The 19,249-nt window shown below is 61.7% G+C and carries 21 protein-coding genes and 1 riboswitch; of the genes, 4 read left to right on the top strand and 17 right to left on the bottom strand.

From position 1 onward, the window contains the following. Positions 1-586: 586 nt before the first annotated feature. The 3 genes from KBY02_RS04630 (at position 587) to KBY02_RS04620 (ending at position 3,115) form a co-directional block, all read left to right on the top strand. The gene (locus KBY02_RS04630; RefSeq protein WP_003404260.1) at positions 587-892 is read left to right on the top strand and encodes a hypothetical protein; all 306 of its coding nucleotides are present in this window, start codon (positions 587-589) and stop codon (positions 890-892) included. A gap of 481 nt (positions 893-1,373) precedes the next feature. Beyond that, on the top strand, positions 1,374-1,592 hold the full coding sequence (locus KBY02_RS04625; RefSeq protein ID WP_002554588.1) for a hypothetical protein: 219 nt from the start codon (positions 1,374-1,376) through the stop codon (positions 1,590-1,592). Positions 1,593-1,831: 239 nt separating this feature from the next. After that, a complete protein-coding gene (locus KBY02_RS04620) occupies positions 1,832-3,115 on the top strand; it encodes an OmpP1/FadL family transporter (RefSeq protein WP_024652837.1) in 1,284 nt (427 codons plus the stop codon). A 290-nt stretch (positions 3,116-3,405) separates the two neighbouring features. Here KBY02_RS04620 and KBY02_RS04615 read toward each other — a convergent pair whose 3' ends face one another. The 13 genes from KBY02_RS04615 to cobO all read right to left on the bottom strand — a co-directional run bounded on the left by KBY02_RS04615 (position 3,406) and on the right by cobO (position 14,256). Next, entirely contained in the window at positions 3,406-3,957 is a 552-nt protein-coding gene (locus KBY02_RS04615; RefSeq protein WP_003404262.1) for a glutathione peroxidase, read from the bottom strand. A 61-nt stretch (positions 3,958-4,018) separates the two neighbouring features. Then, a complete protein-coding gene (locus KBY02_RS26130; RefSeq protein ID WP_032611050.1) occupies positions 4,019-4,141 on the bottom strand; it encodes a hypothetical protein in 123 nt (40 codons plus the stop codon). Then, positions 4,138-5,346 (bottom strand): MFS transporter, encoded by a 1,209-nt coding sequence (locus KBY02_RS04610; protein ID WP_263870126.1) that lies wholly within the window; start codon positions 5,344-5,346, stop codon positions 4,138-4,140. Before KBY02_RS04610 ends, KBY02_RS26130 begins: the two co-directional genes overlap by 4 nt. A gap of 98 nt (positions 5,347-5,444) precedes the next feature. After that, positions 5,445-6,176: an adenosylcobinamide-GDP ribazoletransferase gene (locus KBY02_RS04605; RefSeq protein WP_225649920.1), complete on the bottom strand. Its 732-nt coding sequence runs from the start codon at positions 6,174-6,176 to the stop codon at positions 5,445-5,447. 1 nt (position 6,177) lies between these two features. Continuing rightward, positions 6,178-6,750 (bottom strand): alpha-ribazole phosphatase family protein, encoded by a 573-nt coding sequence (gene cobC, locus KBY02_RS04600; RefSeq protein ID WP_024652835.1) that lies wholly within the window; start codon positions 6,748-6,750, stop codon positions 6,178-6,180. Beyond that, positions 6,747-7,799 (bottom strand): nicotinate-nucleotide--dimethylbenzimidazole phosphoribosyltransferase, encoded by a 1,053-nt coding sequence (gene cobT / locus KBY02_RS04595; protein ID WP_225649919.1) that lies wholly within the window; start codon positions 7,797-7,799, stop codon positions 6,747-6,749. Before cobT ends, cobC begins: the two co-directional genes overlap by 4 nt. Further along, on the bottom strand, positions 7,796-8,317 hold the full coding sequence (gene cobU / locus KBY02_RS04590) for a bifunctional adenosylcobinamide kinase/adenosylcobinamide-phosphate guanylyltransferase (RefSeq protein WP_003404268.1): 522 nt from the start codon (positions 8,315-8,317) through the stop codon (positions 7,796-7,798). The genes cobT and cobU overlap by 4 nt, the downstream gene beginning before the upstream one ends. Further along, complete coding sequence (locus tag KBY02_RS04585; protein ID WP_024641140.1) at positions 8,318-9,778, bottom strand: cobyric acid synthase; 1,461 nt, start codon at positions 9,776-9,778, stop codon at positions 8,318-8,320. After that, positions 9,775-10,779: a threonine-phosphate decarboxylase CobD gene (gene cobD / locus KBY02_RS04580; RefSeq protein ID WP_225649918.1), complete on the bottom strand. Its 1,005-nt coding sequence runs from the start codon at positions 10,777-10,779 to the stop codon at positions 9,775-9,777. Before cobD ends, KBY02_RS04585 begins: the two co-directional genes overlap by 4 nt. After that, positions 10,772-11,680 (bottom strand): adenosylcobinamide-phosphate synthase CbiB, encoded by a 909-nt coding sequence (gene cbiB, locus KBY02_RS04575; protein ID WP_225649916.1) that lies wholly within the window; start codon positions 11,678-11,680, stop codon positions 10,772-10,774. Before cbiB ends, cobD begins: the two co-directional genes overlap by 8 nt. Continuing rightward, positions 11,677-12,327, bottom strand: coding sequence for a 5,6-dimethylbenzimidazole synthase (gene bluB / locus KBY02_RS04570; protein ID WP_003404272.1), 651 nt, complete (start codon positions 12,325-12,327; stop codon positions 11,677-11,679). Before bluB ends, cbiB begins: the two co-directional genes overlap by 4 nt. Beyond that, positions 12,324-13,619, bottom strand: a complete 1,296-nt coding sequence (locus tag KBY02_RS04565; protein WP_024659858.1) for a cobyrinate a,c-diamide synthase — start codon at positions 13,617-13,619, stop codon at positions 12,324-12,326. The genes bluB and KBY02_RS04565 overlap by 4 nt, the downstream gene beginning before the upstream one ends. Before the next feature lie 25 nt (positions 13,620-13,644). Beyond that, positions 13,645-14,256, bottom strand: coding sequence for a cob(I)yrinic acid a,c-diamide adenosyltransferase (cobO, locus tag KBY02_RS04560; protein ID WP_003393737.1), 612 nt, complete (start codon positions 14,254-14,256; stop codon positions 13,645-13,647). A 90-nt stretch (positions 14,257-14,346) separates the two neighbouring features. Then, positions 14,347-14,561, bottom strand: a riboswitch (cobalamin riboswitch). Positions 14,562-14,680: 119 nt separating this feature from the next. On the opposite strand from cobO, the gene KBY02_RS04555 reads away from it, so the two are divergent. Beyond that, entirely contained in the window at positions 14,681-16,009 is a 1,329-nt protein-coding gene (locus KBY02_RS04555) for a PQQ-dependent sugar dehydrogenase (RefSeq protein WP_011268583.1), read from the top strand. Positions 16,010-16,337: 328 nt separating this feature from the next. Here KBY02_RS04555 and KBY02_RS04550 read toward each other — a convergent pair whose 3' ends face one another. The 4 genes from KBY02_RS04550 to hda form a co-directional block, all read right to left on the bottom strand. Beyond that, complete coding sequence (locus KBY02_RS04550; protein WP_003369637.1) at positions 16,338-16,883, bottom strand: C40 family peptidase; 546 nt, start codon at positions 16,881-16,883, stop codon at positions 16,338-16,340. Positions 16,884-16,972: 89 nt separating this feature from the next. Further along, on the bottom strand, positions 16,973-17,701 hold the full coding sequence (locus KBY02_RS04545) for a C40 family peptidase (RefSeq protein WP_011268584.1): 729 nt from the start codon (positions 17,699-17,701) through the stop codon (positions 16,973-16,975). A gap of 75 nt (positions 17,702-17,776) precedes the next feature. Beyond that, the gene (locus KBY02_RS04540; protein WP_162886629.1) at positions 17,777-18,541 is read right to left on the bottom strand and encodes an NAD-dependent deacylase; all 765 of its coding nucleotides are present in this window, start codon (positions 18,539-18,541) and stop codon (positions 17,777-17,779) included. Next, on the bottom strand, positions 18,535-19,239 hold the full coding sequence (hda, locus tag KBY02_RS04535) for a DnaA regulatory inactivator Hda (RefSeq protein WP_003369632.1): 705 nt from the start codon (positions 19,237-19,239) through the stop codon (positions 18,535-18,537). Before hda ends, KBY02_RS04540 begins: the two co-directional genes overlap by 7 nt. Between the last annotated feature and the right edge of the window lie 10 nt (positions 19,240-19,249).

The following is a 19,249-nucleotide window of genomic DNA, read 5'->3' as shown; positions in this document are numbered from 1 at the left end:
CGGATAGTGCAGCAGAAACACCGTCTCGGGCGAGACGAAATCAACAGGCGGGCATAAATCGGGGGAACGGATTGTACGCGTTTTCAGCGCAGCGCACAGCCCCTATTAGGGGGACATTTTCCTCGGGACAATCCACAGAAGCTGTGGATAACTCAGTGGACAACCCCCCTTTAACTTGCGCAAACGCAAGCAGCATGGGGCCTGCGCTCAAACTGACGATTTTTTCACCAGCTAAAAAAAACGATGTTTTTCATTGACTTAATAATTCACCATCATAAATCAAACCCTTAGCTTCGCTTGTGACAGTGATGTGGCAGCTTGTGCCGCTAATGTGCACAACTCCTCATCAAGGCCGTTTTTGGTCATTTCATGCATCATATTTTGCGTTCCCGAACGCATCGCATTCTCAATGAATACAAGGCTTTCAGCAGGTTTTCAGGTGCTGGACCGACATGACTGACGACCCATTTCGCGCATTATTCAGGGCAATGAAAGCGACGCAGGCGACAAATTGCACAAGTTGCGGTCCAAGCACTGGCAAAAATGCACCTCACTCTAATTTACCAACGATTCAGTGAAGGGACCCATGAAGGAGATCGCCAAGTTCTTCCTGCTGTTGTTGGCCGTTTGCCTCGTCGCCCTGGCAGTCAGTATCGTCCTGCCACCCCCGGACGGCGGCGTGTTCGCCTACAGCGTGCTGCTGTCAGCGATCGCCCTGATGCTGATCATCTGCGGTGACCTGAGCAACGGGCGTATCAACGCGACAGGCGATATCATGCGCGCCATCGAAAGCCGCAGGTCGCTGCGGCTTACCGTCGCCGCCTATCTGCTGGGCTGCTCGATGGTGGCGTCAGTCACCGTACTGATTTATCGGCTGGCCGGACACTGGTGAAGATTTGTTCACTGCCACTTGCAATGTTCTGATGGGGCGAGTAATATATCCGCCGTTAGTACCAAGCTGAAAATCAATTCCGGTCGACAAGTCCCCCGACAGACACTCCTCCATGCGACGAGAATGTTGGCAACAAGGGATCGACCACCTCGATGGTTTCCAGACATGAACCTTTCGCGCTGATTCACCATTTGGGGTGACAGTGCAGTCATGGCTCTCATGCTCTGCTTCAACCAGCCTGCAATTGATCAGGATCTTCACCCGGAGCGTAGAACCTTTGCTCCTGTTGTGTTGCCTGCCCTCCTAAGTACCTACCGGTCAGCCAGAGCGCCATACGATTAAGCGCGCTTCAACTGCCTGTCTTTGTTCCAGTCAGGTTCTCCGCCCAGCCAGGCTTTTGTATCAAATGTCGGCCCGCGTTTACTGGAATCTTTATTTTTGCACGGTATTGTTCCGTGTTGCTTCAGGAAACACCTTGAATATGAATACTCAGACTCAACATGCAATTCACACATTGACCAACGCTTTTGCCCCGATGAACTGCCTGATCATGGCCGCTCGCAAAGGCTGCTTCAGTTTCACCATCGTCAATGAACACGGCATCGCCCGCCACAGCGAACGCCTGTACCCCGATCAGTACGCCAGCGCCGAACCGCTGCAGGCCGTGATCGAGCGTACCCGTCAGGCCCTCATCGCCTGACGAAAACGCTGCACCGCAAGCCGAAAGCCCCGCACTGCAAAGGCGGGGCTTTTTTTATGCGCGCTTTATAACGCCGGCATTACGCAAGGATAAGGCTCTGGGCCTGCGCTAATTCGCAGGTCCTACTCCTGCGGCGGGATTGTCCTACAAGAATAGCTCTAAATCGGGCTCCTCAGCCTATAGCGCGCCATCGAAAATGTTGGTAATTTTCGAGCGGTGAACAACAAGGAGTTCTAATAATGAAAATAATGACAAAAGCACTGAACCGGACAACGCTTGGACTCGCACTGGGTCTGGCTTCTTCTCAACTGCTCGCTGCCGGCTTTGCCCTCAACGAACAAAGCATCAGCGGCATGGGCACCGGCTTTGCAGGTCGCTCCTCGTCAGCCGATGACGCAAGCACCGTATTCGGCAACCCTGCCGGTATGTCCCGCCTCAAACGCGAACAAATCAGCGTCGGTGCAGCTGCCGTGATCGCCAAGACCGATATCGACAATGGTCGTGGCACATTTGGCGGCAGCAACGACGGCGATATGGTTCCGGTGGTCGGCGTACCCATGGGCTATTACGTCAAACCAATCGATGATCACTGGGCATTTGGTCTGGGCGTGTACGTACCGTTCGGCCTGGTCACCGATTACGAAAAAGGCTTCGCTGGCCGCTACTGGGGTGACAAGAGTCACGTCCAGGTCGTGACCTTCCAGCCGACCGTCAGCTATGCATTCAACGACAAGGTGTCCATCGGTTTCGGCCCGACGATCAACCGTATCGACGGTGAACTGACCTCGGCAACATTGAACGCCGCAACACCGGGCCGTAACGACGGCAAAGTGAAGATCGAAGGCGATGACACCGCAATCGGCTTCAATGCCGGTATTTTGGTGCAGGCTACCGACACCACTCGCCTGGGCCTGACTTACCACTCCAAGGTCGATTACAAGCTCAAGGGCAAGACCAAGATCGAAGGTTCGGGTTTCGGTCCTTTCGGCGGCCAGAAGTATGACGCTTCGCTGGATATCTCCACACCCGAGTCCGTGGACTTCTCCATCACCCAGCAGATCGACGAAAACTGGACGGTCTATGCCGGCAGCACCTGGACTCGCTGGAGCCGCCTGCAAGACATCACCGTCAACAACGATGGCGTCCCTGCCTTACTGGGCGGTTCTGCCGGCCCAATCGGCACCATTACTGAAGAGCAGAACTGGCACGACACCTGGGCGCACGCCATCGGCGCCTCGTACAAGGTCAATAAAGAGTGGACGCTGCGCACCGGCTTCTCCGTTGATCAGTCGCCGACCAACAACGTCAACCGCTCCCCTCGCATCCCGACCGGCGATCGCAAGATCATCAGCTTCGGTGCAGGCTGGAGCCCGACCGACGACCTGACCATCGACGTGGCGTACTCGTACCTGCGTGAAGACGAAACCAAGATCCGCGATTCCAGCGCGACCAAAGGTTCGTACAGCGCCGACTACCGTAACACCGCTCACGGCCTGGGCACTTCGGTTACCTATCGCTTCTGATAAGCAACTGCCAGGCTGAAAAAAAGCCCGCAACCCGTAATGGTTGCGGGCTTTTTATTGCGCGCCTTGAGCTCTCAGACCTGCATTGACTGACTACCGCACAGATACTCCGCGTCATTGACTGACTATCGTGCCGACGCTCCGCGGCATTAACTGACTATCGTGCCGACGCTCCGCGTCGGCATGCAGTTCTGGACGCTCTGCGTCCTCTATGTGGCGCTCTGCGTCACACAAGGGTTCTGCGATGCCAGGTCGATTCAGACAAGACTCAAGCCGCCCTTTTTTGCCCCCTAAGGCTTAGACGCAATCGCCTTCTCAATGGCTGCGATCAGCTCCGGATCATCCGGCTTGGTCATGCTGGAGAAGTTGGCGATGACCTTGCCCTGACGATCAACCACGTACTTGTAAAAGTTCCAGCGCGGCGCACTGCTCTGCTCGGCCAGTACCTTGAACAGATGGGTCGCATCATCACCGCGTACTGCCTGCGGCTCGGTCATGGTGAAGGTCACGCCATAGTTGACGTAACAGACCTTGGCGGTCTCCTCACCATCCTTGGCTTCCTGTTTGAAGTCATTGGACGGCACGCCCAACACCTCCAGCCCCTGCCCCTTGTAGCGCTGACTCAGCGCTTCAAGGCCTTTGAACTGCGGGGCAAAGCCGCAGAAACTGGCAGTATTGACCACCACCAGCGGCTTGCCGGCGAAGCGCTTGCACAGGTCGATGTTTTCCTTGGCGCGCAGCTTGGGCAACTCGCCTTGCAGCAACGGCGGGCAGTCGGCAGCCATGGCAGCACCGCTCATGGCCAGCAGCAAAAGAGGGATCGAAAAAAAGCGAAGTTTCATCATGGCGGCCCTGGATATTGTTGTCGTCTGCCGACACGCTACCGCATGCCGGAGCGTCTGCCTAGCAAGCGCCCATTCCCAGTTGCAATGCGGCCAGCCCGACATGCTGCCAGGCCCACAAGAGCAATCCCAGCACCACCGCGCCCACCAGCAGCGCCGCCAGCAACGGCCAGCGCCGACTCATGCCAGACTGCCCTGCGCCTGCAAGCGTTCCACCGGGCGCTCGCGCACCGGCCAGTTGAGTGCCGCGGCGAGCAGACTCAGGAGTATCGAGACTTGCCAGATCAGGTCGTAGCTGCCGGTACGGTCATATACCAGCCCGCCCAGCCAGCCACCGAGGAAGGCGCCTAACTGGTGAAACAAAAAGACAATGCCGCCCAGCATCGACAGGTTGCGCACACCGAACAGTGTCGCGACCGTACCGTTGGTCAGCGGCACGGTGGACAGCCACAGCAAGCCCATCGCCACGCCGAACAGATACGCCGTGGTCTGGCTCAAGGGTATCCACAGAAACAATACGATTACTACCGCGCGCAACAGGTAAAGCACGGTCAGCAGCCGGGGCTTGGACATGCGCCCGCCCAGCCAGCCTGCGGTGTAGGTGCCGAAGATATTGAACAGGCCGATCAGGGCCAGCACTGTAGTGCCGACCTTGGCGGGCAGGTGCTGATCCACCAGATACGCCGGTAAGTGCACGCCAATGAATACCACTTGAAAGCCGCAGACGAAGAACCCCAGTGCCAGCAGCCAGAACCCCGAATGCGAGCACGCTTCACGCAGCGCCTCGCCGAGGGTCAGCTCGACGCCGGTGGATACGCTCGGCGTATCCTTGAGCATGCCCACCAGAGGCAGGATCAACGCCACCATCACGCCCAGCACCAGCAAGGCGCCGGACCAGCCCAGCCAGCTGATCAGGCCCAATGTACCGGGCAGCATGGCGAACTGACCGAATGAGCCGGCTGCGCTGGCGATACCCATGCCCATTCTGCGTTTTTCCGCAGGCAGCGCACGCCCCACGACCCCCAGGATGACCGAAAACGATGTGCCGGACAGACCGATACCGATCAGCAGACCGGCGCTCAATGAAAGGCTGAGGGAAGAATCGGCGGTACTCATGCACAACAGACCTGCGGCATACAGCACACCGCCGACGAAGACGACTTTCGCCGCCCCGAATCGATCTGCCAGCGCCCCGGCGAAGGGCTGTGCCAGGCCCCACATCAGATTCTGCAGAGCGATGGCAAAGGCAAAGACTTCGCGTCCCCAGCCAAACTCGGCGCTCATGGGCGCCAGAAACAGACCGAAGCCGTGCCGCGTACCCAACGAAAGCGCAAGAATCAGCGCACTCCCCAGCAGAACCCAGCCACTGGTACGCCAGATCGATGTCATGGTTGAGCTCCCTGCGCTGTGTGTTACATGGTTTTACCCGCGATTGGCGAAGCTACGCGCTGCCGGTAAAAGCTGTCAACAAAGCGTTGCGCAGGGTCTCAAAGCAGCGCCAGCGTCAGCAGCACCGCCAACTCCAGCAGCTCGAGCAATGCCCCGGCTGTATCACCGGTGCATCCGCCCAGACGGCGCATCATCAGTTGCCGCAGCCAGAAGAAACAGACGGCGCAGACCAGCAATACGGCTACCCCCGACCAGCCGGCGAGCAGCACGCACGCAATGGCGGTGGCGAGCAAAACCTTGCGTCCAGGGCCGCGCGGCAGGTGATCGGCCAACGCCTGCCCCAGCCCGCCGGAACGCACATACGGCGTCCCCAGAAACAGCCCAAGCATGGCCGCGCGCCCGATCACCGGTGCCAACAGCAGCCAGACGCTGGCATGGCTCTCGATCAGCGCCAGAATCGCAGCAAACTTGAGCAGCAGCACCAGGACCAGCGTGACCAAGGCGATAGGCCCGCTGCGTGGGTCTTTCATGATCTTCAAGGTGCGTTCACGGTCACCGAAGCCGCCCAGCCAGGCGTCAGCACTGTCGGCCAGACCGTCCAGATGCAGGCCGCCGCTGAGCAACACCCAGGTAGTGAGTACCAGCGCGGCGTGCAGCATCAGCGGCGCACCACTGAGCAGCGTGTTGAAGCCCAGCAGCAGCGTGCCGAACACCGCCCCCACCAACGGGTAAAACAGCAAGGAACGCCCCAGCTCCTCGGGGCTCGGCATGCCGGGCAGCCTGATCGGCAGGCTGCCGAGAAATTGCAGGGCGATCCAGAACGGCAGCATCTCAGACCTCCGTGAGTACGCGATCAGCAGCGACCTGAATCGACAACAGCGCGCCATGCCCGACCACCACCTGCAACAGTTGCTCACGCGGCAAACCACGCGCCTGCGCCAACAGCAGGCGCATGACACCGCCATGACTGACCAGCAACACGCGCTCACCGGCATAAGCCTGATGCAGACGCTCAACGGCACTCAATACCCGGTTCGAGAAATCCACTACCGGCTCGCCATTGGGAGGTGTGAAGGCATAAGGATCCGCCCAGAACAGACCCAGGCCCTCAGCATCGGTTTCCATGAGTTGCGCAGGGCTGTGCCCTTCCCAGTCGCCGAAATGCAGCTCCTGCAAGCCGGGCTCCAGGTGCAGGGGCAACGACAAGCGCTGCGCCAGCTCTTCGGAGAAACGTGCGCAACGTTGCAGCGGCGAGCTGACAATCCGCGTCCATGGGCCGCCACCGACCACTGCCGCACGCATCTGCTGCCAGCCAGGCTCGGTCAGCGCGTCGTCGATGCTGCCACGCAGGCCGCCGCCCCGTTCGGTTTCGCCGTGCCGCAACAGGTCCAGGTGCAAGGTCATGCGGGGCGATCCGCCACAGCCGCTTCGCCAAACGTCGCCATGCCGTTGTGCAGCTCGCACGCCAGGCGCACCAGCGGCACTGCCAGTGCAGCACCGCTGCCCTCGCCCAGACGCAAACCGAGGTCCAGCAACGGTTCGGCCTGCAGCGTTTCCAGCAGATGCCGATGGCCCGGTTCGGCGCCCCGATGACCGAACAGCAGCCAGTTACGGCAGGAAGGGTTCAGGCGTACCGCCACCAGCGCGGCCACGCTGCAAATGAAACCGTCGACCAGTACCGCGATACCTTCCTGCGCGCAGGCCAGGTACGCACCCGTCAGCGCAGCGATTTCGAAGCCGCCCAGGCAGAACAGGCTGCTTAACGGGTCACAGGCCTGCTCGGCGTGCAAGGCCAGTGCGCGCTCGATGACACGCGTCTTGTGCTGAATGCCCTCGGCGTTCAGCCCGGTGCCCGGCCCGACCAGCAACGGCGCGGCGCAATCCAGCAGCGAGCAGGCAACTGCGCTGGCGGCGGTGGTGTTGCCGATGCCCATCTCGCCACCGATGAACAGTTCAGCGCCGACAGCCTTGGCGCGCAATACGCTGTCACGCCCGGCCTGCAGGGCGGCGAGTCCCTGCTCTACACTCATGGCCGGCCCCTGTACAAAATTGGCAGTGCCCGCGCCAATGCGCAGATGGCGCACCCCGGGCAGATCCATTGGCGACACGGTGCCCAGATCGACCACGTCCAGTTGTGCGGAGAGCTGACGCGCCAGCACGCTGATCGCGGCGCCGCCATTGACGAAGTTGTGCAGCATCTGCCCGGTGACTTCCTGTGGGTACGCCGACACGCCTTCTGCGACGACCCCATGATCAGCGGCAAAAATCGCGATCCACAGTTGATCGACGGCCGGACGCTCACGCCCCTGCAGACCGGCCAGTTGCACCGCCAGGCGCTCCAGTTGCGCCAGTGATCCGGCGGGTTTGGTCAGTTGCTGCTGACGGGCCAGTGCCGCCTCGCGCATCGGCACATCAATAGCCTGTGCAGGCTTGAGCCACCAGGAATTACTCATAGCGCGGTTCCTTTCAACGTCAGGGGCAAGCCGGCAACGGTCAACACGACACGCTGGCAACGCTCGGCCAGCGCTTGATGCAACAGGCCGGCTTCATCGACATAGCGACGGGTCAGTTCGCCGAGCGGCACGACGCCAAGCCCGGTTTCGTTGCTGACAAAAATGATTTCACCCGGCAGCCCGGCGAGGCTGTCGAGCAGGGATTCACGCTCTTGAAGCAAGCGCTCGGGGTTGTCGAGCATCAGCAGATTGGTCAGCCAGAGAGTCAGGCAATCGACCAGCAGGCAGCAATCGGGCGCCGCCTTTTCGCGCAGCACCCGCGCCAGCTCGATCGGTTCTTCGACCAATCCCCAGTGCTCGGGACGGCGTGCGCGATGGCTGGCAACACGCTGATTCATTTCGCCGTCCAGCGGCTGACTGGTAGCGATGTAGGTCACCTTCAGCGCACTGTCGGCGGCCAGTTTTTCCGCCAGGCGACTCTTGCCGGAACGCGCGCCGCCGAGGATCAATTGCAGCATTCAGTTCGCCTCCAGGCCACACAGTTCGCGAAGCAATGGGCCGTCCAGATGCTTTTCCACCAGGTCCGCCAGACGTTCGATGTCACGCTCGCGCAGGGCGTGATAATCGACGGACTGCACGTTCGCCAACCCCGCCCAGCGCAGCAACGCGCTACACGCAGCAGGTGATTCGAACAGGCCGTGCAGGTAAGTCCCCAGCACCTGCCCGTCGGCACTCTGCGCGCCATCGCAACGCCCATCGTCCAGTTGCACGGCAGCCTGCTCCAGCGCCGGCCCTGTCGTTACGCCGGCATGAATTTCGTAACCGCTGACCTCGGCATCTTCCAGGGTCAGACGACCGCGCACATTGCGCAGTTGCTTTTCCGCTTCCAGCACCGTGCTCATGGCCAGCAAGCCGAACCCGGCACTGGACCCGGCTGCGCCTTCCAGCCCGAGTGGATCGTGTACCTGCTCACCGAGCATTTGCAGGCCGCCGCAGATGCCCATCAGCTTGCCGCCGTAACGCAAATGCCGAGCGATGGCGGTGTCCCAGCCATTGCTGCGCAGGTAGTTCAGATCGCTGCGCACGCTCTTGGAGCCGGGCAGAATGATCAGGTCCGCAGGAGGAATCGCCTGGCCGGGGCCGATGAATTGCAGATTGACCTGAGGGTGCAGGCGCAACGGGTCGAAGTCGGTGTGATTACTGATGCGAGGCAGGACCGGGACCACCACGTTCAGCACATGCTCGACCTTGTCGGCCTGACGCTGGTCCAGGCCGTCTTCGGCCTCCAGGTGCAGATCCATCACATAGGGCAGCACGCCAACCACCGGCTTGCCGGTGCGTGCTTCCAGCCAGTCCAGGCCCGGCTGCAACAAGGCGATGTCGCCGCGAAAACGGTTGATGATGAAGCCCTTGACCCGCGCCTGCTCGCTGGGCGACAGCAACTCAAGCGTGCCTACCAGATGGGCAAACACCCCGCCACGATTGATGTCGGCAATCAGCAGCACCGGGCAGTCGACCGCCTCGGCAAATCCCATGTTGGCGATATCGTTGGCACGCAGGTTGATCTCGGCCGGTGAACCCGCGCCCTCGACCACGATCACCGGATAGCTTTCACCCAGGCGCCGATGCGATTCCAGCACCGCCTGCATGGCGATCTCTTTATAGCCGTGATACGCCACCGCGTTCATGGTGGTCACGGCGCGGCCGTGAATGATCACCTGCGCGCCGGTGTCACTGTTGGGCTTGAGCAGCACCGGGTTCATGTCGGTGTGCGGTTCGAGGTAGCACGCCTGCGCCTGCACGGCCTGTGCGCGGCCGATCTCGCCGCCGTCTGCGGTCACCGCGCTGTTGAGCGCCATGTTCTGCGGCTTGAACGGCACGACCTTGACGCCCTGGCGGGTCAGCCAGCGGCACAGGGCCGTCACCAGGGTGCTTTTGCCGGCATCGGAGGTGGTGCCTTGTACCATCAGCGTGCTCATGGGTATTCCTTGCGGTATTCAAGCAGAACATCGTGCAGCCGCAGCCAGTCGGCCTCGTCGCAGGGCAGGCCAAAACGCAGACTCGACGACTCGGAGGAATCACCCTTGAACAGGCGCAGCAGCACGCCACGCAGCGCACAAAACTCATAGAGCGTCTGCGCTTCAGGGGTCACCAGCCATTGAAACAGCGCACAGCCGCCTTGCGGGGTCAGGGCGTACTGGTCGAGCAGCGCCACCAGCCGGTCGCGGGCCTGCTCACAGCGCTCACGCTGACGCGCCTGCCCCTGCTGATCGCTGAGGCACACCTGACCGATGATCCGGGTTGGCCCACTGACCGACCAGGGGCCGATTTCCTGCGCCAGCATCCTCAACAGCAGAGGTTCGGCCATGACAAAACCGAGCCTGACGCCGGCCAGGCCGAAAAACTTGCCAAACGAACGCAGGACGATCAACCCGGTGCGCCACGTCTCGGCCGCCAGGCTCATGCCCGGCGTGTTATCCATGAACGCTTCATCGACGACCAGCCAGCCACCGCGCTCGGCCAGTCGCGCATGCCACTCCAGCAGGCGCTCGGCGCTCAGGTGCAGGCCGGTCGGGTTGTTGGGGTTGACCACCACCAGCACGTCCAGGCTGTCGAGGAAGTATTCGACCTCCTGCTCACCCACCTCACGCACCACGAAACCGTTCTTGCGCCAGGCATGCGCGTGCTCTGCGTAGCAGGGCGACAGAACGCCGACCCGCCCTCCGCTGCGCACCCGCGGCAGCGCCTGAATCGCAGCCTGCGAACCGGACACCGGCAATAGCCGGGTCACGCCGTAATAAGTGCAGGCCGCCGCTTCCAGACCATCGTCGGTCTCGGGCAACCGCGCCCAGGCACGCGTCGGGATCTCCGGGATGGGCCACGACCAGGGTGCGATCCCGGTGGACAGGTCCAGCCAGTCGGCCAGATGGATACCGTAATGCTGCGCCGCCGCGCGCAACCGCCCGCCGTGCTCAAGCATAAAATTCAGCTATCACGCAGATGACCAGCAGCCATAACCACACGCCGCGCTGCACCAGGTGCCAGCCGCGATCGATCGAGTCCGCATCGGCAGGCGCCCCCTCGCCCAGTTGCGGACGCTGATGCAGCTCGCCGTGATAGATCGCCGCACCACCCAGTTCGACACCCAGCGCGCCTGCGCCAGCGGCCATCACCGGACCGGCATTCGGACTGTCCCAGGCCGGAGCCTGTGTGCGCCAGCAACGCAGCGCCAGTCGGGTCTTGCCCAGCAAGGCGTAAGTCAATGCCACAAGACGTGCGGGAATATAGTTGAGCAGATCGTCGATCTTCGCCGCAGCCCAGCCAAAACGCTCAAAGCGCTCGTTGCGATAGCCCCACATGGCGTCCAGCGTATTGCTCAGCCGGTACAGCACTACGCCGGGCGCACCGGCCACCACGAACCAGAACAGCGCAGCGAACACCGCATCGCTGCCGTTCTCCAGCACCGACTCGGTGGCTGCGCGGGCGACTTCGGTAGCGTCCAGCTCAGTGGTCTGGCGACTGACCAGATAACCGACGCGCTGACGTGCTTCGATCAGATCATCACTGCGCAGCGCTTGCGCCACCGGCTGAACGTGCTCGCCCAGGCTGCGCATGCCCAGCGCGCAATACAGCGCCAGAATCTCGAACAGCCAGCCCACGCCAGGCAACCAGCTCAGCAGCGTGGCCAGCAACGTCAGCGGCACAACAGTGATGACCCAGGCGGTAACGCCGTGACTGCGCCAGCCACGGCCGCCACTGTTGAAACGCTGCTCGACCCGACTGGCGAAGTTGCCGAACGCCACCAGCGGATGCCATCGTTTTGGCTCACCGAGCAGCGCATCCAGCGCGACCCCGGCGACGCTCAACAGCGCCATGCTCATTGACTCACTCCCCATTGATTCTCGTACAGCAACTCATGCAGCGGACGCGCCTGCGCCCAGCCTTCCATCACCAGCATTGGCGCAGGATAAAATTCCTTGACCGGGCCCAGGCAAATGATCGCCAGCGGCTTGGCGCCGTCGGGCATGCCCAGCAGTTCGGCCAGTGCCTCGGGGTCGAACAGCGACACCCAGCCCATGCCCAGGCCTTCTGCTCGCGAGGCCAGCCACAGGTTCTGGATCGCGCAGGACAGCGAAGCCATGTCCATTTCCGGCAAGGTGCGCCGGCCGAAAATGTGTTGCTCACGCCCTTCCATCAGCGCGGCGACCAGCACTTCTGCACAGTCGTTGATGCCTTCGACCTTGAGCTTCATGAATTCGTCGGTGCGCTCACCCAGCGCCTCGGCGGTCCGGATACGCTCTTGCTCTACCTGCGCCTGCATCCTGCCGCGCAATAGCGGGTCGCTGATGCGGATGAAGCGCCACGGTTGCATCAGCCCGACGCTGGGGGCCTGATGCGCGGCCTCCAGCACACGTGCCAGCAGCTCGGGCGCGACCGTGCCGCCGATGAAGTGGCGCATGTCGCGACGTTCGGCGATGGCGCGGTACACCGCAGCCCGCTCTTCGGGGCTGAACGCTTGCTCGGTCATGGTTTGAACAGCGCCGCGATCGCCTGAGGGCAGGAAGGAAAATAGAAATGCACGTAGGACGCGGTCAGGCGACCCAGGCGATAGACCGCTTCTGCGCCGCGCCCGCCATTGGGGCTGACGCCACGCGCAATCGGCTGCAGCTCGGTGCTGGTCAGCGAATGGTGATAAGTGTGACCGTGCAGCGTGCCCTCGGGCAGCTCGACGGCTTGCAAGGCCAGCGCGGCCAGACGCTTCTGCATGACCGCTTCACCGGACAGCAAGCCGACCAGTTCGGCGCGCACGCCCTCGACATCGGTCAAGGCTTCGAGCAAATAGAGCATGCCGCCGCACTCGGCGAGAATCGGCTTGCCGGCAATATGGTGAGCCCTGATCGAAGCCTGCATCGTGCCATTGGCGGCCAGCGCGACGTGGTGCAGCTCCGGGTAGCCGCCTGGCAGGTACAGGCTGTCGGCGTCGGGCAGCTCGCGATCATGGATCGGCGAGAAGAAGCTCAGCTCGGCGCCCATGTTCCTCAGCAGGTCCAGGCTCGCGCCGTACAGAAAGGCAAAGGCTTCGTCGCGCGCGATGGCGATGCGGATGCCGCGCAGCAGCGGCTCGACCTGCACCGGGTCGGGCGCAGTAAAGGTCACGGCCGGCGGCAAGGCCACTTCGCAGGTGCTGGCCAGCGCCGCAGCCGCCATGTCCAGACGCACGTCCAGATCATTGAGCTCACTGGCCTGGACCAGCCCCAGATGGCGGCTGGGCAATTCGAAGCCGACCTCCCGGGACAGGGCGCCGTACCAGCGCAGGCCTTCGGTCAGGCTGTTCTCCAGCAACTGCGCATGGCGTACCGTGCCGACGCGATTGGCCAGCACGCCGGCGAACGGCAGATCAGGCTGATAGCGCGCCAGGCCCAGCGCCAGTGCGCCAAACGTCTGCGCCATGGCCGTGCCGTCGATCACACCGAGTACCGGCACGCCAAAATGCCGGGCCAGGTCGGCGCTCGACGGCGTGCCATCGAACAGGCCCATGACCCCTTCGATCAGAATCAGGTCGGCCTCGTCAGCCGCTTCCCACAACAGGCGACGGCTTTCATCGGCACCGACCATCCACATGTCGAGTTGATAGACCGGCGCGCCACTGGCCCGCTCGAGAATCATCGGGTCGAGAAAGTCCGGGCCGCACTTGAACACCCGGACCTTGCGCCCCTGGTTGCGGTGCAGGCGTGCCAGTGCAGCGGTCACCGTGGTTTTGCCTTGCCCGGAGGCAGGCGCAGCGATCAGTACCGCCGGGCAATCACGCGGGGCTCTCATTGCAATGCGCTCAATGATGAAGGGTTCACAGCTCGATACCTTTCTGCGCACGAATACCGGCCTGAAACGCGTGCTTGACCACGCCGATCTCGGAAACAGTATCGGCCAGGTCGATCAATTCGGCTTTGGCACCGCGGCCAGTCACCAATACGTGCTGCATCGGCGGACGTGCCTGCAGATCGCTCAGCACCTGTTCGAGGTCGAGGTAGCCATGTTTGAGGGCGATATTCAGTTCGTCGAGCACCACCAGACCAATGGCCGGATCGCGAAGCATTTCCTGAGACACGGCCCAGGCGGCCTCAGCGGCGGCGATGTCACGCTGGCGATCCTGGGTTTCCCAGGTGAAGCCCTCGCCCATCACGTGATAGCGCACCTGCTCGGGGAAACGGCGGAAAAACATTTCTTCGCCCGTGCTGTTGCGGCCCTTGATGAACTGCACCACGCCACACTGCATGTCGTGGCCCATGGCCCGGGCGAGCATACCGAACGCCGAGCTGCTCTTGCCCTTGCCATTGCCGGTCAACACCAGCAGCAGGCCGCACTCGTTGGGCGAGCTGGCAATACGCTGGTCCATGAAGGCTTTCTTGCGCTGCATGCGCGCCAGATGGCGTTCGTCGCGTTCGGGGGATTCGTTCATCTGGGCTCTCCGCTCGGGGCAGGCGACAACAGACGGAAGGACAGCACTGGACAGCACGGCAACGCCCTGCACAGAACATCACCCTCCGTGATGTCATTGAGTGATTCAGGCCGGTCTCCGGGCTCATGAGCGGGTCACCCCGGCTGCGCGCCTTCCCATGTCGAAACACAGTGGCGTCAGGCACAGCCTTGACTCATTTACCGTTGCGGGGGCAGCGCCGGGATCGGATCTGTCGACCCACACCGGCTTCCCTGTTTCACTCTGCCAATCGAGGATTGCAGAGCACCTGAAACAAACCGCGAAGGGTAGAGGGTTGGACCGGGAGCGTCAATCGACACCGTCGCTGCGGAACGTGATTGAACCTAGCGGGTTGGCGGCGCCTCTATCAGTTACTGGACCACGCCCTTGTTAATGGAGATCGACAATGTTCAAACTCAGACCCCACTACGCAGTGTTGCTGCTGGTCGCCGGCGGCCTCGCTGCCTGCGGCGAGTCGTCGAGCCTGCAAGTCTCGGATGGAACAGGCCCCTCGCCCAAGCTGCCGGAGCCCAACAAGACGCTGATTCCGACCGTCAACATCGCCCCTGCCGTAGGCTGGGAAAAAGGCGCCAGGCCGGTCGCCGCGCCGGGCACACAAGTGGCTGCGTTCGCCGAGAACCTCGACCACCCGCGCTGGCTGTATGTGTTGCCCAACGGTGACGTGCTGGTAGCAGAAACCAATTCCCCCGCCAAACCGGATGATTCCAAAGGCATTCGCGGCTGGGTGATGGAAAAAGTCATGGGCCGCGCCGGTGCCGGTGTGCCCAGCGCCAACCGCATCACCTTGCTGCGTGACGTGGACAAGGACGGTGTGGCAGAGACCCGCACGGTTTTCCTGCAAAACCTCAATTCGCCGTTCGGCATGACCCTGGTGGGCAACAAGCTGTATGTCGCCGACACTGACCGCCTGATCAGCTTCCCGTATGAATCCGGGCAGACCTCGATCAGCGCGCAAGCGACCAAAGTGGTCGACCTGCCGGGCGGTACGCTCAATCACCACTGGACCAAGAACGTCATCGCCAGCAAGGATGGCAGCAAGCTGTACGTGACCGTGGGCTCCAACAGTAACGTGGCCGAGAACGGCATGGACAAGGAAGAAGGTCGTGCGGCGATCTGGGAAGTGGACGCGGCCACCGGCAACCACCGGATCTTCGCGTCCGGCCTGCGCAACCCCAACGGCATGGATTGGGAACCGAAGACCGGCAAGCTGTGGACGGCGGTCAACGAGCGCGACGAGATCGGCAGCGATCTGGTGCCTGACTACGTGACCTCGGTGCAGGACGGCGCATTCTACGGCTGGCCTTACAGCTATTACGGCCAGCACGTCGACGAGCGCGTCAAGCCGCAGAACCCGGCACTGGTCGCCAAGGCGATTGCCCCGGATTACGCAGTCGGTCCGCACACCGCTTCGCTGGGCTTGGTGTTCGCCGACGGCAAGACACTGGCTGCGCCGTTCAACGAGGGCCTGTTCATCGGCCAGCACGGCTCCTGGAACCGCAAACCGCACAGCGGCTACAAGGTGGTGTTCATTCCATTCAGCGGCGGCAAACCCAACGGCACACCGGTCGATGTGTTGACCGGCTTCCTCAACAAGGATGAAAAAGCCATGGGTCGCCCGGTTGGCGTGGTCAATGACCAGCGCGGCGGATTGCTGGTGGCCGACGATGTCGGCAACAAGATCTGGCGCGTGACATCCGCCAAGGCTGCTCAGTAACGCCGAGCGTAGAGGTTTGACGCAGAGCGTCGCACGATAGTTGAGATCATCGCTCCCTACGCTCCAGCACTCGGCGTTACACACAAGTCCTGGAGAGCCCGGAATACGTGCCTTTCAGGGTTCTGCCCGAAGGGCGTAGGAGCGAACTTGTTCGCGAAGGCGGTGTTTCAGAAGATGCATTTTCGGCGATCATACCGGCCCTTTCGCGAACAAGTTCGCTCCTACGGCCTACGGCCAGAATCTAAAGTAACGTTGAGCGCTCCGCGTGGGCGTGGGCATGCAGTTCTGGACGCTCTTGAGTGCGCGCAGAGCAATCAGCGCGAAGCGCTTAAGGCCGATTCTGCGCCAGGCTGGACGGCTGAATCACGCGTTTGGCGTTGAGATAGGCTCTCTGCCAGTAAGGCTTGTCGAGGCTGTCGAGCTTGACCGTGCCGCCGGTGGCCGGCGCATGCACGAAGCGGCCTTCGCCGACATAGATCCCGGCGTGGGACACCTGAGAACCGCCCGATGTGGCGAAGAACACCAGATCACCTGACTGCAATTGCTCGCGACGAATATTCGGTGCGCCCATCACGATCATCTCGCGTGTGGAACGCGGCAGGGAAATGCCCGCCGCATCACGATAGACATAGCCTATAAGACCGCTGCAATCGAAACCGGAGTCAGGCGTGTTGCCGCCCCAGCGATAAGGCGTGCCAACCAGCCCCAACGCACGAAACAGCACGTCTTCGGCAGCCGGAGAAAGAATCTGGGGAGGTGCAGTGACCACCGGACGCTGAACGATCCGGGGCGCTTTGGGCGGAGGCGGCGCGCTGGCGCAGGCACCGAGCAACGCAGCAACAGAGATGACTAACAGGCGCAACGCAATCGACATAACCACAACAACCTATCCGGATGCGGCTTACGCTGCCGAGAAGCTCAAAAACGCATAAAGACCCGAAGGTCTTGTGCTGCGCGTTCTATTTATTTACGCCGCTTGGGCGCGGTCTTGACTGTAGTCGAAGTCATCGCCGTTGTCTGCGTGACTTCAGGTGTCGATTTTACTGCAACAGTACCCGGGGCCATCGCCAGAGGCCGCTTGGCCTCGATGAAGGTCTTGCTCCAGTAGGCGTCATCGAGGCTGTCGATGCGCACACCGCCGCTGCGGCGACTGCTGGAGTGGATGAACTGCCGATTACCGGCGTAAATCGCTGCGTGGCTGACCTGACCACGACCGCGAGTACTGAAGAACAGCACATCACCCGGCTGAAGCTTGTTGCGCGCTACCAGAGGTGCGTTGACGTTGATCATTTCACGCGTGGAACGTGGCAGGCTCATGCCGGCCTCTTCGCGAAACAGATAACCGATGAAGCCGCTGCAATCGAAACCCGAAGAAGTCGACGTGCCGCCGAACTTGTAGCGGGTGCCGATCAGCGACTTGCCACGCTCCAGGATGCTGTCGGCCAGGGCCGGCAGTTGGTAAGACTTGTTATCAGCGAACTGGGACAGTTCGTCTTCGGTAGCGAGCTCGTCCTGCAGGACTGCCGCGTCGGCGCGACGGGCTGCGGACTGGGCATTGGCATTGATTGCACTCTGATAGCGTGGAACTGGCTGGGCCTGTTCCTGCTGTGCGACCGGCATATTGGCCGAGCAACCGAAGAGAAATGTAACGAGTGCGAGAGGCACGAGGGGTGCGAAGCGAACAACTTGCATGGGCACAACCGTGGCTGACTAGTTAAGATGGCGAGACTATGCCTTTTATGAAGGTGATTTGCAAATTCAATCGAACTAGATGTGACTTATGAGTTCGGCCATGACATGTGCCGCGCGGTACGGCAAAAAGACGTCCATCTGCGCGCTGTGATCCGTCGGCTGTGGATTGATTTCTGCGGTAAAACCCCCGGAAACCCTGGTGCGAATGACCGGTTCGTGAATGTAGGGGAAGCTTGCGGTGGTGCCAATACTCAACACTGCGTCATAGCCTTTAGCCAGCTGTTCATGCAGTGTTTCCAGCGCTTTTTCGGGAAGCATTTCCTGAAAAAGAACGACGGACGGTCGCAAAATGCCACTACATGCCGGGCATAAGGGGGGCAAAGGGCGCCGCAAGTGCTCACTCAATTGCGAATCCTCAGCACCGCAGGATTGGCAAAACAGTGGCGAGAGTTGCCCGTGAATTTCGATCAGGCGCTCCGGCGGACTGCCTGCCGCGCGATGGTAACCGTCGACGTTCTGGGTCAGTACCCAGCACTCGGGTTTGATGCGCTGCAACTGGGCGATGGCGTAATGCGCGACATTCGGCTCGCCACCCAGGCACGCCTTGCCCAGTTCGGCGATGTATTTCCAGCACAGCTCAGGATCACGACGCAGCATGGGCCCGGACAGGGCCATTTCGATAGGCAGGCCATCGTCGGTCTTGCCATTGTAGAGCCCGCCCACGCCACGGTAGGTCGGCAGCCCCGAATCGGCAGACAGCCCCGCCCCGGTGATCACCAGAATCCGTTTTGCATGGCGCAAGGCAGCCGCCGTCTGCATCAACAGCGCCTGATCTACCACCCGAGGGTCTCTTTAAGGAAGGGAATGGTCAGCTTGCGCTTTTCCTGGAGTGACGCCTGATCGAGGCGCTCGAGCAATTCGAACAACGCGCTCATGCTGCGTGTACCGCGCGTCAGGATGAAATGCCCGACATCGTCGGTCAGGTGCAGGCCGCGCCGTGAAGCACGCAGTTGCAGGGCACGCAGCTTGTCCTCGTCGGACAGCCCGCGCATCTGGAACACCAGCGCCATGGTCAGGCGTGATTTCAGGTCGGGAAGCTTTACCGGCAGTTCGCGGGGCGATTTGGACGCGGCAATCAGCAGACGACGGCCGCTGTCACGCAGGCGATTGAACAGATGAAACAGCGCTTCTTCCCAGTCCGGCTTGCCGACGATCGCCTGCAGGTCGTCCAGACACACCAGTTCGTACTGCTCCAGATGATCGAACAGCTCGATGCCTTCATCTATGACTTCGGCCAGCGGCAGATACACCGCAGGCTCGCCCAACTGTTCGAAACGCAGGCAGGCAGCCTGCAGCAGGTGCGTGCGCCCTACCCCGTCCTTGCCCCACAGGTAGATGAGGCTTTCGGTCCAGCCAGCGTCGGCTTCGCACAGCCGCTCGACATAGCCGAGTGCAGCGGCGTTGGCGCCTGGATAGTAATTGACGAAAGTGGCGTCATCACGCAGACGCACACTCAGGGGCAGCTGAATCGGTTTCATGCTGACTAAC

The organism is Pseudomonas sp. P129 (assembly GCF_020312195.1).
Classification (GTDB): Bacteria; Pseudomonadota; Gammaproteobacteria; order Pseudomonadales; family Pseudomonadaceae; genus Aquipseudomonas; species Aquipseudomonas fragariae.
The sequence above is the reverse complement of the archived record's forward strand: the minus strand, read 5'-3'. Positions and strand labels throughout refer to the sequence as shown.